The sequence below is a fragment of the Polyangiaceae bacterium genome (assembly GCA_020633205.1).
Classification (GTDB): domain Bacteria; phylum Myxococcota_A; class Polyangia; order Polyangiales; family Polyangiaceae; genus JAHBVY01.
The window spans coordinates 18,828-33,304 of record JACKEB010000016.1 but is presented as its reverse complement, the minus strand read 5'-3'; the positions used below and the strand labels follow the sequence as shown (position 1 = coordinate 33,304).

The following is a 14,477-nucleotide window of genomic DNA, read 5'->3' as shown; positions in this document are numbered from 1 at the left end:
AGCTCAGCTCGGGTCGTCGAAGTCGGCGGCGAGCGCCTTGACGCGTTCGAACAGCTGAGGGTGAGCCAGGAGCTTGCGCACGATCGCCCAGAGTTCCGCGTCGTGAAGACGAGCCATCCCCGTGGCGCCCTTGGCCTTGCCGCGGGGCTTCTTCTTGATAGCGCTGGGCCCTTCTTGCCTCAGCCGCTGCATCGCGCTCACCCAGCGTTTGGTGGGGAAGAGCTCTCCATCCTCCCACGCGAGTACTTCCTTCTGTTCGAGGCCCAGGGTCTCTGCGAGTTCACGGGCGGTGCAGCCAAGGTCCTTGCGTAGTTGCTTGATGTCTTCAGGGCTCACGCGGGAACCGTAGTGCCCCAGCCATCGAAGAAGCAACTCGCGCTGGTACCGGTCGAAGTTTTCAGGTGGCCCCGTACCTCCGATCGAATCCGCCCGTTTCATCCGCGCTCGTCCTTGCTGCTCTTGCCGTCGTAGTGGGCTGCGAGCCCTCGTTCGAACCGCCCGTGCCGGAGGTCGCTCCGGACAGGGAGATTGAGATTCATGGTGCGCCGAGCGCGGGAGGGATCCCAAACGTGGCGCGGTTCGAAGTGCCCGGCAGCAACGCCGCCGACCTGCGGCTCTATACAGGCAGCCTCAGCGAGTACTACGAGCGCCGCTTGCGTGAGCGCGACCTCCCCGAGTCGTTGCTCGACCGGGAGGTTCAAGCGTTGCGCTGGGGGGTTGATCCCGCGGCTCCAGCATGGCTCGGCAACCAGGAACCGCTCGTCCCAGGGCAGCGCTACTCCCTGGCTGAGCTCGGGTTGGGCCTGCTGCTCGAGGTGGACGTTGCATTCGAACAACCCGAATACGCCCCGCGGGTCTGGCCTCCTCAGGGGCGATCCGGTCGCCTAGCTGTCTTCTGTCCAGGATGGCGGGTAGGGGAGTCCAGCGTGTCGCTGGACGCGTGCGGCGTAGCAGGGCACGTTGCCGTGGGGATAAGCGATGTAGGGTTCCTGGCCGAGAGCTGCTTCACACTTGAGCTCACCGACTCCGCCTCGGAGCCGTGTCTCGCGCCGCTTGCAATCGGAGACAGTTGGCTACCCGCCACGCGGCTTGCGGTTGAAGAATCCGTCGCAAGAGCCTCCTTGGAGTGCGCGGTCACGGAGCAGCCTTTGGCCGATGGGTGCGCGCGTGCAGGGGATTCGTACCTGGCATTGCGGAAGCCCCGAGAGTCGCTGTGGGTCGTTGAGATCGCTGGCAACACACTCGGGCCTGAAACTGGTGATTTTCTAGTCATCTCAGGGCTAAGCCCCGACACCAGCTATGCCTACTCGTTGGTTAGCTTGGATCCCGCGGGCAACACGCTGCGTGATGAGGGGGAAGTTCGGACCCTTGCTCCTCGAGCGCAGGTTGTACTGAACGAGGTGCTGGCAAATCCGAACGGGCCAGAACCCGCGCAGGAGTGGATCGAGCTTTTCAATGCGGGCTCCCGCGTCGCATCCCTGGACGGCTACACGCTGGAGGATGGTGCGGGACGCACCGAGCTGCCGCCTGCGACGGTGTCGCCGGGAGCGTACGCGCTACTCGTCACCCCTGAGTATGATCGCGCATACCCTTTCGACCTGTCACCCTCGAAGGAGGTTCAGCTGATCGTGGTGGAGCAGCTGGGCAAGAGCGGGCTTTCGAATTCAGGAGAGCCGCTCATCCTGCGAGATCCCGACGGAGATTTGGTGTCCGCTATTCCACCGTTGAAACATGACAAGCCAGGGTATAGCGTTGCGAGGCGGACACCGGAACTGAGTGATGTACTCATCTCTTTCCAGACCCACGGCGCGCCGGGCGCATCTCCAGGCGAAGCGAATCGTTTCGACGCCGCCGCTACTGACTAACGCCGTTCCGTCTCACGCAGTGGCTACGTTCGGGGGAGAATTAGTCAGCGCTCCGAACGAGTTCCGTTTCGCATCGACTGGCGTGTTACCCTTGCCGCGGGCCAACGCTCAACGGCGGGTTTGCTGCCACAACTCGAGAACGGCGCTGCCGCGTGTTTCCGGGCAGCAGAAGGCGTCTGGCCAACAGACGTTCAAGTCACCGACATTCCGGTGTCGAAACGGGAACGTTCGGTGTGAGTCTGTAGGTGTTGTGGTTTGCAAGGCCGCTTGGAGCAGCCAGCCGTGCGCTTTGCGCTGGTTGCGCGTTCGTGCGTTCACTCGTGGATTGGTGATCGCGTCATGGAGAGACGGGTTGAGTCACTCTCCGCTAGCCGACGGTCCTGGTTCCGCGACAATCTTTCCCCGCGTCGCGAGTTTCGATTGACGAATGCGGGCTCGTTTCCATAAACCAAGATTAGCTTCACTGCGACTTCAGGCTACCGCGCGGTGACAGTGCGTTAGCCACGGCCCATCCCCTCCCGCGCGACCCCATCCGCGTTTGCGCGCCGAACCCAACCCCAACCCCACAAAGGGGGCCAGTGTGAACCAACGAGCAATCGACGCATCCGCCGAAACGACTGACGAAACTCTCGCGGAGTGGGATGACGGTCGGAGCTCCGGGTCTCGCATCAAAGTGTATCGCCGCGAGGAGCAGGCGCCTTTGACGACGCGCCAGGTCGCAGAGCTCCTGGGTTGTGGAGTAAAGACCGTCCACAACTGGGTGGCGGACGGACGCATCCCGCACTTCCGCACTCCGGGGCGTCACCTACGGTTCCGCGCGGAAGATGTGGCGGAGTTCATGCGCCGCTCCGGCTTCCCTGTACCCGACGAGTTGAGCTGTAGGTGTCCACTGTTGCTCGTCGCGGAGGATGCGCGCGCTGGGACACTTGGGCTACCTCGAGGGGCCATCAGCTTGGAGAATCCCCTCGACGCACTGGTGATGTGCCCGTCCCATCGCCCACTGATGGTTGTGGTCGTCGCCGAGCAGATGGTTGGCGTCGACCTCAAGGCCTTCCGTGCGGCGATCGATCGGGCGTGCGAAGATTGCAGAGTGGTATGGGTTGGTTCGCCCCCCGCGGACGCGGAAGGCTACGAACTGCTTGACCTCCTCGACCCCGGGAGCCTGGCGAGTCTGCTGCGCGTCCGTCGTCGTGACCGGCCGATCCCCTGAGCGTGGGTACGCACAAACTGCTGAGCCGATCTTCGCCTGGGGCGTCGATCGGCTCTTCAGTTTTGGGTCCCTACAGACGACCCCCGCCTCGAGAAGCTGAGGTCGCAGCCTGGCGAGCTACGACCCGGCGATGGTCATCGACGAGACGCGGAAGGTTGGTGCGGCCACTGACGTCTTCATCACCAGGTCATCGGCGACCGCGTCGATGTTCTTCAGCATCGTGTCCAAGTTCGACGAGGCCGTGATTTCGCTCACCGGGAACGCCAGCTCACCGTCTTCGATCCAGAACCCAGCGGCGCCGCGGCTGAAATCGCCGGTCACCGCATTGAAGCCAAAGCCCATCATCTCGGTGACATAGAGCCCGCGCTTGGTCGAGCGAATCAGCTCGTCCCGGCTGACCTTACCTGGCTGCAGCACGAAGTTGCTGGTCGAAGAACCGACCGAGGCGCCTCCTCGCGACGCGCTGTGGGTTGATTCACGGCCAAGCTTGCGGGCGCTGTACCAATCGAGCAGAAACGTCTTCAGCTCGCCGTCCTGCACCACCACGTTTCGCCTGGACGGCATGCCCTCACCGTCGAACGGGCGGGAGCCAGGCGCTCGCGGTAGCAGCGGATCGTCGATTAGGGTGACCAGGGGGCTGGCGACGCTGGAGCCTTCTCTTTCCGCGAGGTAACTTGACTTGCGCCAGACGGCGCCGCCCGTGATGCAGCCGGCGAAGGTGCCGACGATGGAGCGGGCGACGTCTGGGTCGAATATGACCGGCGCTTCGCAGGTGTCGACTTTGCGTGCACCCAGTTGGCGTAGCGTGCGGCGTGCGGCTTCGCGTCCGACTTCCTCGGTATCCTCCAAGTCGGCCAGATGGCGACACGCCGACCAGTAGAAGCCGCGACGATTCTTGCCGCCGTCGTCCTTCGCGACGGGCGAGACCACCAGGGAGGCGTAGGAACCGCGCGTGGTCCCGACGAAGCCGTTGGAGAGCACCATGACGCGGATGCCGCTGTTGCGAGCAAACGTCGCGCCCTCCGACAACGTGAGCCGCGCATCGAAGCCGAGCGCGGCCTTTTCAGCCAGCTTGGCGCGTTCGAGCGCCGCGGCGGCATCGATCTCCTCGACGGCGGGATCGTACAGATCAAGCTCAGGGAAGGGAGGGGTTGCGAGCAGCTCTGGGTCCGCTGGACCTTCGCAGGCGTCCGGCTGACTCAGGTCGAGCAACGCGATGGCATCCGCCACCAGCCGCTCCAGCCCGGCCTCCGAGAGGTCGCTCGTCGCGCTCATGGCCACGCGCTGGTCACGGATCACTTTCATCGACACACCGCGGTGACCAGCCTCTTCGACGAGCTCGGGTTCTCCGAGCCTGACCTTGGTGGACAGCTCCCAGCCTGAGCGCGCCGACACCTCAGCGACGTCGGCTCCTGCTTTCTGCGCGCGGGCTACGAGTTTCTCCGCCAGCTCCCTGAGCTGTTGTGTGTCGTCCTTCATCTCTCGGTGCTCCATCTAAGGGGGCGCCTCACGCGGCGCGAACCCACATTCGCGCCGAGCGGCGCGAGGAATCAGTCCTGGACACTAGCTTAGTTCCGGGTGTCGACGCGACCGGCGCGGGATGGGGGAAGTCGCGCCCTTGCTGAGGTCACGCATGCAGTACAGCGTCCACAGGGTGCCCAGGGTGAGGATCGGCAGCATCCACAGTAGAGCGTGGCCAAGGGGCGTTCCGCTGACGTGGTGCACGCCAAAGTCACCGTGGAACTGGCGATAGGTGCCGTAGCTTCCAAGCCTTCGGTAGCTCACGACGAACAGGCCGAGGGCGAGCAAAGCCGGTGCGCTTCCAACGCGCACGAGGAAGCTCGGCTTGGCTCGCTCCTGGCGTGTGGCGATCAGGAACCCAAGGGCGGGCGCACTGGCGTCGAGCAACACCCAGAGTAGGCCCCAAGGCGTCACGAGCGCCGCCCCATCGAACCAATAGGCGACCGACCAGTCGGGGGCGAAGGCGATGAAATAGCCGCATACTGGGGCGAAGATCAGCAGGCCGTACGCTGCGCTCAGCAGCGTGCCACGATGACGCACCTGGAGCCGGTCGCGTGCCGCCCTGCCAACGCTCAACCAGGCGAAGACAACGCCCAAGGCGAAGCCGATCAAGGGGCCGAGAAGCGCTGGCACTTTACGGGTTCTAGTGGCGGGTAGGCATGAGCACAAGCCAGGCGCGACAGGTCCAGGCGCCGCTCTTGGTGGTGGAGCCCGGGGTGAAGGACTATAGAGCCCCTGTGAACACGCAATCGGTGCGCGAATTATTGCAGAAGGTGCAGCGTGGAGAGGTCGAGCTGGACTCGGCGGTGGAGCTCTTGAAGCAGCTTCCAGTCGAGGACCTCGGTTTCGCCAATGTGGACCACCACCGCGCCCTGCGTCAGGGGCTGCCTGAAGTCGTGCTTGGAGAGTCCAAGACCCCTGAGCAGATCATCGGCATCGCACAGGCCCTCTTGGCTCGGTCGTCCAACGTGCTGATTACGCGTGTGGAAAACGACAAGGCGCAAAGGATTTGCGAAGTCCTGCCAGCTCTCGAGTACAAGGCAGAGGCGCGGGTCGTGATCAGCCGAGACCGCGTCGTCGAGTCCCTCGATAACTCACCCGTTGCCATCGTCACCGCTGGCACCAGCGACATCCCGATCGCCGAAGAAGCTGCAGAGACGCTCGCAGCTTGTGGTGCCAAGCACCAACGGGTCTTCGATGTGGGCGTTGCAGGGATCCACCGCGTGGTGCGGCACCTCGACCTCCTGCAAAACACCCCCGTGGCGATCGTCGTGGCCGGCATGGAGGGTGCGCTTGCGAGCGTCGTCGGTGGTCTGATCGCGGGTCCCGTGATCGCAGTGCCGACCTCCGTCGGGTACGGCACCGCGCTTGGTGGCTTCACCGCGCTCTTCGGTATGCTCACCGGCTGCGCGTCGGGCGTTTCCGTGGTGAATATCGACAACGGATTCGGGGCGGCCATGGCGGCGTTTCGCATTCTACGTCGTATGGGGCCGGCGGCGTGAGCCCGCCCCACGGTGGGGGGAGCCATCGTTCGGGGCATACTCACGGGCCGGGCGCCGGCGGTGAGTCTCATGACCATGAGCACCACGACCATGAGCACCATGATCATGAGCACCATGATCATGAGCATCATGATCAGGATGAGCACCATCACGCTCACGGGGACGGACACCACCACGGTCCGGTGATCGATGGCGACCCAGAGCGCTGGCGTGACGCGCTCCCGCGTGGTGCTGGTCAGGGCAAGTTGCTCCTGCTCGACACCTTCAGCGGTATCGCGGGGGACATGACCATCGCGGCGCTGGTCGACCTCGGAGTGCCCTTCGCGGTGGTGCGTGAGGCGGTGGCGACGCTGTCTCTCTCCGGCTTCGAACTGGAGCTCGCCTCCGTGCCTGCTGGGGCGATCGGTGCGACGCATTTCGACGTCAAGCTGGAGGCCGGCGGACGGGAGCGGAGCTACGCTGAAATCGCAAAGCTCATCGCAGACAGTGGGCTGCGCGAATCGGTGAAGTCGCTAGCTCAGCGCATCTTCCGTATCCTTGCGGAATCCGAGGCGGCGGTTCATCGCATTCCCGTCGAGTCGGTACACTTTCATGAAGTCGGCGCGCTTGACGCGATCGTTGACATCGTTGGTGCAGCGGCTTGCTTTGACTATCTGGGGGCCAAAGTACTGGTCACCCCGCTGCCGCTAGGACGCGGCTTCGTGGAGTGCCGCCACGGGCGCATCCCGCTGCCAGCGCCCGCCACACTGGGTTGTCTCAAGGGTTTCTTGACCGTCGACTCCGGGCTCGAGGCCGAACTGGTGACGCCTACTGGCGCTGCCATCGTGGCCGGGGTTGCGGAAAGCACTGGCGTTTGGCCCACTGGAAAGCCGCTCGCCCACGGCTGGGGTGCAGGTACCCGCAAGCTTCCGGATCGTCCCAACGCTCTCCGGGCGATTCTCATCGCCCCGGACGGCTCGACCGATGACATCGAGTTGCTCGAGGCCAATGTCGATGACCTCACCGGTGAACTCGCTGGTCACGCGCTCGCTGCGGTGCTCGAGTCCGGCGCGGTGGATGCCTGGATTGTCCCTGTAACGATGAAGAAGGGCCGACCAGGCTGGGTGATCTCCGCATTGGCGCCCTTGGGTACGGCCGATGACGTCGCCCGCTGCGTGTTGCGCGAGACCAGCTCGATTGGTGTGCGACGAAGGCGTGTCGCGCGCGTTGTTCGACCACGCCGAGAAATCCATGTGGAAACACCGTGGGGCGATGTACGCGTCAAGGTCAGCGAGGGCGACTTTGGCCCGGCGCAAATCAAGCCCGAGTTCTCCGATTGCGAGCGCATCGCGCGGGAGGCTCATCAGCCAGTCAGCGAAGTGATCCGGGTGGCATTGGCCGCGGCTCAGTCAAAGCTCGGCGTCTGAGCTGGCGAACCGCCCGTGACGCCCAAGCAGGGGGGCGTCACGTCAGCATCTCGGCCTATCAGTCCGGGCGCTCGAGCTCGAAGCCGGCGGCTTCCCAGTTCAGCACGCCACCTTCCAGGAAGTTCACCGGGACGCCTTGCTCGCTGAGCTTTTCTGCTAGCTCCTTGGTTTTGTCTCCGCTGCGACAGTACAAGACCGGTTCCGCGGGGAGCATGTGTAGCTCCGCCAGGCGACTCTCGATTTCTTCGAGGGGCAGATTCGCAGCGCCAGGTAGGTGCGCACGGGCGAACACGGGTGCCTCTCGGGTGTCGACGAGGCTGATCTGTCCGCGCTTCAGCAGCTCCGCGACCTCTTCGGGCTTCAAAGCACCGGCGGTGCGCGGCAAGAAGGGCTCGATGAGCTTGCGCAGCTCCGCTCGCTTCATCGCGCCAGCTTTGCCTCCAGCAGGCTGTCCGTTGTGGAAGACCACGAACGTGGGCACGGACTGGATTCCCAGAGCGCGGGCCAACATTGGGCTCTTGTCGATGTCTACGGTGACGATCTTCGCCTTGCCCTCGAGCTCCTGAGCGAGGGCAGCAAGCTCCGGCGCCACCGTCTTGCAGGGGCCGCACCACTCAGCGCCAAACTCCACCATCACGGGGAGCTCGCTGTGGAGGACTTCCTGCTCAAACGTCTGTTCGCTGATTTGGGCGAGTGCCATGGGGGGCTTCTACAACAAAAACCGGCGGCGCGTTAGCGAGCCCCAAATCCGCGCCAGTTCTTGGGCTCAGGCGCTTCTTGTCGGGCTCGGTTGCTGCGCTGGTGCGCCTCCCCCCCCACGCTTGCGGCGACCTGGAAAGACCAAGCCGAGGCTGCCTGCGCCGAGCAACGCAGCCCCAGCCCAGCCGAGGGGCGCTACGCCGCTCGCGGCGTCGAACAAAAGCACACCCTGGGGCAACAGGTCGGGCCGCATGTAGCAGGTGGCGAAGACCACACCTAGCGTCCACAAGACGCCGCTGCCGAGCTCGAGGGCCAGTAACTCGAGCAACGCTGGTAAATATCCGTATAGAAACTGACGCCAAGTGCTGGCGCCGAGCGCTCGGGATGCAAGGGCCCAATCGAGAGTCTGCATCCGCAGGAGTTCGGCGCGTAGCGGGCGGGCAACACGTAGCGCCCTGAGCAGCGCAAGCAAAACTAATGTACTGCCCAGGCCAGGTTGGGCGATCAACATCAGCGCGAGAAAGATCACCGTCGGGAGCGCTGCGCTCGCCTCCACTCCGCGCGCGAGCAAGCGATCCACTGCGCGTGGGCCGAACGCAGCGGAGAGCGCTAGCGCAACGCCGAGCGCTGCCCCGAAAATCGCCACGGAAACACCAACCAGGCAGAGCTGGAACAAGCCGGGTGAGGCTGAGAGCACAGACCCGGCTGCGCTCAGCGCGAGACCCAGCCCAAGTAGCAACAGCGCGACTTGAAACCTCATACGAGTCGCCCCTCTCGCTTGTGCAGTGCCTCGCGGAGACGTGGGTCGAGGCGGCCGAGCGCGTAGTCGCCGATCAGTTGCACCACTGCAACCATCGCGGTTAGTGCCACGAGGAGCACCATCACCCAGCCGATATCACCCTGCTTGACCGCCTGCAGCGTGCGAGTTCCCAGGGCGCTTTGTCCGGTAACCAGCTCCACGAGCATGCTCGCGGAAAAAATTCCAGGCAAGGCCAGTGGCAGATCAGCGACGGCGTAGCCCAGGCCGAGGCGCGCATGACGTACCCGGCGCCTTAGCGGACTGAGCCCAAATCCACGTTCGGCTTGATCGAGGGTGGGACTCACCAGCTGGCGCTGTAGAGCTCTCGCGTACGTTGCCGTGCGGATGCCTCCGAAGAGCGCCATCGCTACGGCGCCCAGGTCAGACCCTGTCCACAGCAACACGAACCAGAACGGTGAACTCGCGAAACAGGCAAAAAGCAGCGTGTAGCGTCGACCTCGGGGTACCGGGAGGAGTAGCAGCAACACGGCCAGCAACATCGACCCAAAGATTGCCCAGCCGGCCAAGCGTAGGCTGGGAACGCTCGCGTAGCCGAGTTGGCGAACCAGCTCGTCGGAACGATACACAATGGTCGCAGTGAGCCACTCGCCGTACTGGGTATCTCGCAGCATCGCGAGGACCCGGTCCGTGCCTTCTCGGGGGATGTAGTTCGAACGCTCCCTACGCCACCACTCGCGGTTTTCGAGTACGTTCTGCCGCGCCTCCTTCAAGGTAGATTCCTTGCGGATTTGTACATTGCGCTCGGTGATGTGCGCGATCACCGCGACCAAGCGGCGGGCCCTGGGGATGTCTTGCTCCGTTTGGGGGGGAGAGAGCGCGGCGAAGAGCTCCGGCAAGGCATAGGTGTCGAGCGCCAACACGTCTGCACGTCGCAGCGTCGAGCTCTTGGAGGCCAGCCTGGACACCGCGCGTCGGACGACCAAAGGGCGGTAGTCGAGGCCTCGGTCTTGCCAAAAGCGCCCCCAGAACACCACTGCCGCCTCGGCGTCGTCGAGCTCCTCCGGCTCCCCGACGCCCATCCGGCGACCCAACGGGGCCAGAGCGAGCGCGACGCGGGTACGTTGGGCTGGCGGCAGGGTATCGAGCTTGGGCAAGACGTAGGGCAGTGCTGCGCCCCCGAGGCGTCGGAGCTCGATTGCTCCGTCGCTTCCTCCCTCGGCTGCGTCCCACATCGCTCTTTCCGCGAGGTTACGCACGCTGACCGGGTTTGGGTTGAAGAAGCGCGGCACCGCGCTCGCGCTTGGCTGCAACGTACGGCTGACCGCCCAGAAGCCCAACAAGCTGATGAGCATCAGGCCCGGCAAGAGCCACAGCAGACGTCGCAGCAGGTGTCGCATCAGTGACCTCGCGACGTGCTCAGGCTCTGCGCGGGATCAGCGCGCGCGAACTCCAACGGCGCGTTGGTCAAGGCGCCAGGGCGAGGTAGCCACCCGCCAACGCGGCGACCAGCAACGCACCCAGGACCATCATTCCGACCACGGTTGGCGGCAAACCAGTGGTGGGGATGTCGACCGGATCCTCTTCGGGATCGTAGTACGCCGGCGGCATCGGTGGAGTGTGGGGAGCCGGCCCTTGCCCCGCTGCCTGAACCGCGGCCTGCACCGTCGCGGCGTCCATGCCGACCATGGTGTGGGAAACCTTGAGCTTGCGTGACTCGCGAGCTGCTTCGTCGCTCAGGTTGAGGGGCGTCTCTGGAGCGACGGGTGCAGCCCGCACGGTGGCGTCTGCGGTCGCTTGCTGGGTGATCGCGTACTTCTGGTAGCTGAGGAGGTCTTCAGCACTCGCCGGGGGTAGACCCGAGCCCTCGAACTTGGCGACGATCACCGTGATGTTGTCGTGACCGCCGGCGAGATTCGCGCGGTCCGTCAGAACCTTGCAGGCTTCCAGTGGATCTTTGATGGTGATCAACACCTCGCGCATCTCATCTGCGCGCAACATCCCGCTCAGCCCGTCGGAGCAGAGCATCAGCACATCGCCTTGGCGCAGATCTGCGTAGGTGAGGTCGACCTGCACCGTGTCCGCAGTTCCCAGCGCCTGCAGGATGATGTTGTTGTGCTCGAAGGTTTCTGCTTCCTCTTCCGTGAGCTGACCGGCTTCGATCAGCTGGTTTACCAAGGACTGATCGCGCGTAACCTGAACCATGCGATCGCCGCGCAAGATGTACGCGCGGCTGTCCCCGACCTGGCCGAGGAAGAGGCGGGAGTCGACGAGCGCCGCGATAGTGGAGGTGGTGCCCATGCCTCGCCGACTGCGATCAGCGCGAGCCTCGTTGAAGATGCGCAGGCCGGCTTCTTCGATCGCACGCACCAGGCGCCGTGCGAGATCGTCGCGATCCTTTGGCAGCTCCCCGTCGACGAGCTTCTCGTAGATGATGTCGACGGCAAGTTGGCTCGCGACTTCACCCGCCGCCGCTCCGCCCATACCGTCGCACACGCCGAGAACCGTGCCTCGAGGACCTACCGTTTGCTGACGGTCCGCCTCCATCAGGCTGCGGCTTCGACGTGTCAGGTCTGCGACGAGGAAGTTGTCCTCGTTGTGTTCGCGGATCTGACCGACGTCGGTACGGCCGAATAGATGAATGCGGATGTCGCCCGCCGCGTCCCCGTTTTGGCTCATATCAGCTTGGTGGCCCGATCAAAACTCACGCCGTGCTTGGCGTGAACCCGAAAGAATTTCCAGACGAAATAGGTGCTGGCCGATACGTACGTGATCGCCGTCTTCCAGCTGTTGTTCACCGCGGATCGCCAGGTACGTCCCGTTGGACGAACCCAGGTCACGCAGGCTGAAGTCGCGCCCGGAGGGCTCTCGAGTGATTCCTGCGTGTCGTCGGCTCATGAATGGATCGCCCGTGAACACGATATCACCTGACTCTCGCCCGATGACAGTTTGCTCGCGCGTCAGGTGGTAGACGTCGCGGGTGACCCCTTCAACCGTCTTCTGACACAGCCTCGCGAAGCGCGGCGCGGCTGGAGAACCGAAGATTTGCGTTCCTCGCTCCGCTGCCTGCCCCAAGCCTTTCTCCGCTTCGCTCACGATTTCGAACCTTAACACCTCCAAGCCAACGAGAAGCAAGTCAGCATTTCTCAGGCTTTCGCTCTTCGTTAGGCGCACGTAGACGCCGTTCACGGACCCTAGGTCGCGGATAAAGAAGTGACCGTCACGATGCATCACCCGAGCGTGGCGCGGGGAAACGTAAGGGTCGTTGGGCAGCACAATCGCCCCTTCGTGCCGGCCGATGTCTACCTGGTCGTCGAAAATCGGGTATTCGCGGCCAGGGCTACCGTCCTGAGCGATCACAACGAGCTTGCCACGGGCCTGCCCCGACGCCTCGGCCGCGGGGGCTCCTCCGGGCTGCGGCGCCGTGTGAGGCTGCGCTGCGGGTTGGGGCTGCGTCGGCTGAGGAGCTGGATGAGGGTGAGGCAGCGGCACGGGCTGCGGCGACACTACCGGCTGTGGGGCGGGAACCGGCGCTGGCACCGGAATTGGCTGGTGCCCCGCGAGTGGTTGTGGGTGCGGGGCAGTCGCAACAGGCTGAGGGGCTGCGTAGGCTGGAGCGGCCTGGGCGATGGGCGCGGGCGTTGGCGGTTGAGGTGCGGCTTGTCGAATTTGCTCGAACGCTTCCGCTGCGGCTTGGCGTGCTTCCGGCGAGTCGGGGCGCGTTGCATCGTTGCCTGTCAGCGAGGCTCCGCAGAACTGGCAGAAGCGCATGTTTGGCTGGTTGCTGCCCTTGCAACGGCCGCACGTCACGTTTTGGGGTGTGGGCGCTGGGGGCGCTCCGAAGTCCACGACCGGACTCGCCAGTGCGGGCTTCGAGTGATGGAGCTGCGAACCGCACGAGAGGCAGAAGCGATTGACCTCCGGGTTCAGCGTGCCGCAGCGCGAACAGGTATTGCCCTCGCCAGCGGGTGGCTTGGGCGCGAACTCGAAATCCGGCGCAGCGGGCCGCGGCCTCACACTCGGTGGGCGCTCGGGTGCAGCGGGTGCAATGGCAGCAGCGGGCGCAATGGCAGCGGCAGGCGCGATGGGCGCAGCGGGCGCTGGCGGTTGCTGTGGCTGTTCTGCGAGCGGCGACTGGTCCATGAACGCAGTCCCGCCCAGCGGAGACTGCACGCCGCGCGGTGGCGTGGGTTCGACCACTCGTTGCGCCGGCTTCAGGCGGTTCCCGCAGTCCATGCAGAATGTCACATGGTCCGGGTTTTCCCGCCCACAGCGATCACACCTCACAGCCGGCAAGAGGACAACTACCTGCTAGCTGAGTCAAGGATCTGTTTGCGAAAGGCGACTACCAACGACTCAGCGGACTCCGGACCTCGAGGGTGATTTCGAGCGCCACCAGATGGGCCAATCCGAAACCCAGGAAGCGATCAGAGCGGCGCTGGCCGGCCGAGTCGGTCCAGCCACGAAGCAGTAGCGGCCGGTACACCAAGCTTCCCCCAATCACCGTCGTGCGGCTCAGCTGGAGCTCGAGGCCACCTCCCAGAAAAGTCGACACCCCGCCGGTGTCGCTGCCGAACTCGTTGCCGTACAGCGCCATTCCAAGCCCGCCCGCTAGGTACGGACTCAGACGGGCCTCGGTGTTCGTATAGAAGCGTGTTTCTGCGCGGAGCTGCTGCAAGATGGCCAGCCGCATCAGGTTCGAAGGGTCCTGCCTGGAGAACTCGTAGGCCCCACCGACGTACCAGGGGCCCCGTGAGCGATAGCCGACGCGAATCGCGAGGCCGCCACCGGACCCCAGAATGCACGGTGCCGATGCCCCGCTTGGACACACGTCGCCCGCATCCGCCGCGGACTCGGTCACCAGCCCCACCCCATACTGCAGGTAGTGCGCCGAGATCGGGGGTGCACCGCGCGGCGCGGGGATGTCTCGCACGTTCGCCTCCGCACCAGCGGTCTGGGCGCTGCAGAGCGAGTTCAGCGCCATCAACCCGAGCAGAGTTCGAACCGTCCAGCCCACTCCCATCTTCTACCTCAACCCGAAGTTCAACGGGGCGTGTTCACGATCCCTTGACGGGCCATCGAAGCATCGTCTAAAGCCCGACCAAGGACTCAGGAAGCTCTATCCATGGACATCTACCTCGATCGGCGTGCGGTTCGGCAGATTCGACTGTCCTCTCAGGAGGCCATCGAAGAAGGCGATACAGAGTCGCTACGCGAAGACATCCTCGAAAGCTTTACCGAAGAGCAAGTCGAGGAAATCGAACGACGGCTGGACAGCGGAGACTTCTACGAGTTTCTGACTGACATCCTCGACGAGTGGAGCGGCGACGACACCGATGAGTTGTTCGAGCTGCTCGAGACCCAGCTGGGTGAAGTCGGAATCGATCTGAAGACTGAACCTCGTCAAGACGAGGACGACGACGACGAAGAAGACGAAGAAGAAGAAGACGAAGACGAAGACGAGTCGGAAGACGACGACGAGTACTTCGAAGACGAAGACGACGAGCTCTGAGCCGT

14 protein-coding genes are annotated in these 14,477 nt (G+C 64.3%); 5 read left to right on the top strand and 9 right to left on the bottom strand.

The window, feature by feature from the left end; translation table 11 throughout:
- Positions 1-3: 3 nt before the first annotated feature.
- Positions 4-336, bottom strand: a complete 333-nt coding sequence (locus H6718_24880; GenBank protein ID MCB9588669.1) for an XRE family transcriptional regulator — start codon at positions 334-336, stop codon at positions 4-6.
- 233 nt (positions 337-569) lie between these two features.
- Between H6718_24880 and H6718_24875 the strand changes: the two genes are divergently transcribed.
- Together H6718_24875 and H6718_24870 are read left to right on the top strand one after the other, a co-directional pair.
- Positions 570-1,865: a lamin tail domain-containing protein gene (locus H6718_24875; protein MCB9588668.1), complete on the top strand. Its 1,296-nt coding sequence runs from the start codon at positions 570-572 to the stop codon at positions 1,863-1,865.
- Between the two features lie 700 nt (positions 1,866-2,565).
- Positions 2,566-3,075: a helix-turn-helix domain-containing protein gene (locus H6718_24870; GenBank protein ID MCB9588667.1), complete on the top strand. Its 510-nt coding sequence runs from the start codon at positions 2,566-2,568 to the stop codon at positions 3,073-3,075.
- 117 nt (positions 3,076-3,192) lie between these two features.
- On the opposite strand, the gene H6718_24865 is transcribed toward H6718_24870, so the two are convergent.
- Together H6718_24865 and H6718_24860 are read right to left on the bottom strand one after the other, a co-directional pair.
- Complete coding sequence (locus H6718_24865) at positions 3,193-4,554, bottom strand: TldD/PmbA family protein (protein MCB9588666.1); 1,362 nt, start codon at positions 4,552-4,554, stop codon at positions 3,193-3,195.
- A gap of 84 nt (positions 4,555-4,638) precedes the next feature.
- Positions 4,639-5,229: a hypothetical protein gene (locus H6718_24860; protein MCB9588665.1), complete on the bottom strand. Its 591-nt coding sequence runs from the start codon at positions 5,227-5,229 to the stop codon at positions 4,639-4,641.
- A gap of 104 nt (positions 5,230-5,333) precedes the next feature.
- On the opposite strand from H6718_24860, the gene larB reads away from it, so the two are divergent.
- Complete coding sequence (gene larB, locus H6718_24855) at positions 5,334-6,098, top strand: nickel pincer cofactor biosynthesis protein LarB (protein MCB9588664.1); 765 nt, start codon at positions 5,334-5,336, stop codon at positions 6,096-6,098.
- Positions 6,095-7,504 (top strand): nickel pincer cofactor biosynthesis protein LarC, encoded by a 1,410-nt coding sequence (gene larC, locus H6718_24850; GenBank protein MCB9588663.1) that lies wholly within the window; start codon positions 6,095-6,097, stop codon positions 7,502-7,504. The genes larB and larC overlap by 4 nt, the downstream gene beginning before the upstream one ends.
- Positions 7,505-7,562: 58 nt before the next feature.
- Here larC and H6718_24845 read toward each other — a convergent pair whose 3' ends face one another.
- From H6718_24845 to H6718_24820, 6 genes are all read right to left on the bottom strand, one after another.
- A complete protein-coding gene (locus H6718_24845; GenBank protein ID MCB9588662.1) occupies positions 7,563-8,204 on the bottom strand; it encodes a thioredoxin fold domain-containing protein in 642 nt (213 codons plus the stop codon).
- Between the two features lie 66 nt (positions 8,205-8,270).
- Entirely contained in the window at positions 8,271-8,963 is a 693-nt protein-coding gene (locus H6718_24840) for an ABC transporter permease subunit (protein MCB9588661.1), read from the bottom strand.
- Positions 8,960-10,360 (bottom strand): ABC transporter permease subunit, encoded by a 1,401-nt coding sequence (locus H6718_24835; protein ID MCB9588660.1) that lies wholly within the window; start codon positions 10,358-10,360, stop codon positions 8,960-8,962. Before H6718_24835 ends, H6718_24840 begins: the two co-directional genes overlap by 4 nt.
- A 67-nt stretch (positions 10,361-10,427) precedes the next feature.
- Positions 10,428-11,639, bottom strand: a complete 1,212-nt coding sequence (locus tag H6718_24830; GenBank protein ID MCB9588659.1) for a serine/threonine-protein phosphatase — start codon at positions 11,637-11,639, stop codon at positions 10,428-10,430.
- A gap of 18 nt (positions 11,640-11,657) precedes the next feature.
- Positions 11,658-13,196, bottom strand: coding sequence for an FHA domain-containing protein (locus tag H6718_24825; GenBank protein ID MCB9588658.1), 1,539 nt, complete (start codon positions 13,194-13,196; stop codon positions 11,658-11,660).
- A 109-nt stretch (positions 13,197-13,305) separates the two neighbouring features.
- Positions 13,306-13,977: a hypothetical protein gene (locus H6718_24820; protein MCB9588657.1), complete on the bottom strand. Its 672-nt coding sequence runs from the start codon at positions 13,975-13,977 to the stop codon at positions 13,306-13,308.
- 108 nt (positions 13,978-14,085) lie between these two features.
- Between H6718_24820 and H6718_24815 the strand changes: the two genes are divergently transcribed.
- Positions 14,086-14,472, top strand: coding sequence for a hypothetical protein (locus tag H6718_24815; protein MCB9588656.1), 387 nt, complete (start codon positions 14,086-14,088; stop codon positions 14,470-14,472).
- Positions 14,473-14,477: the final 5 nt, after the last annotated feature.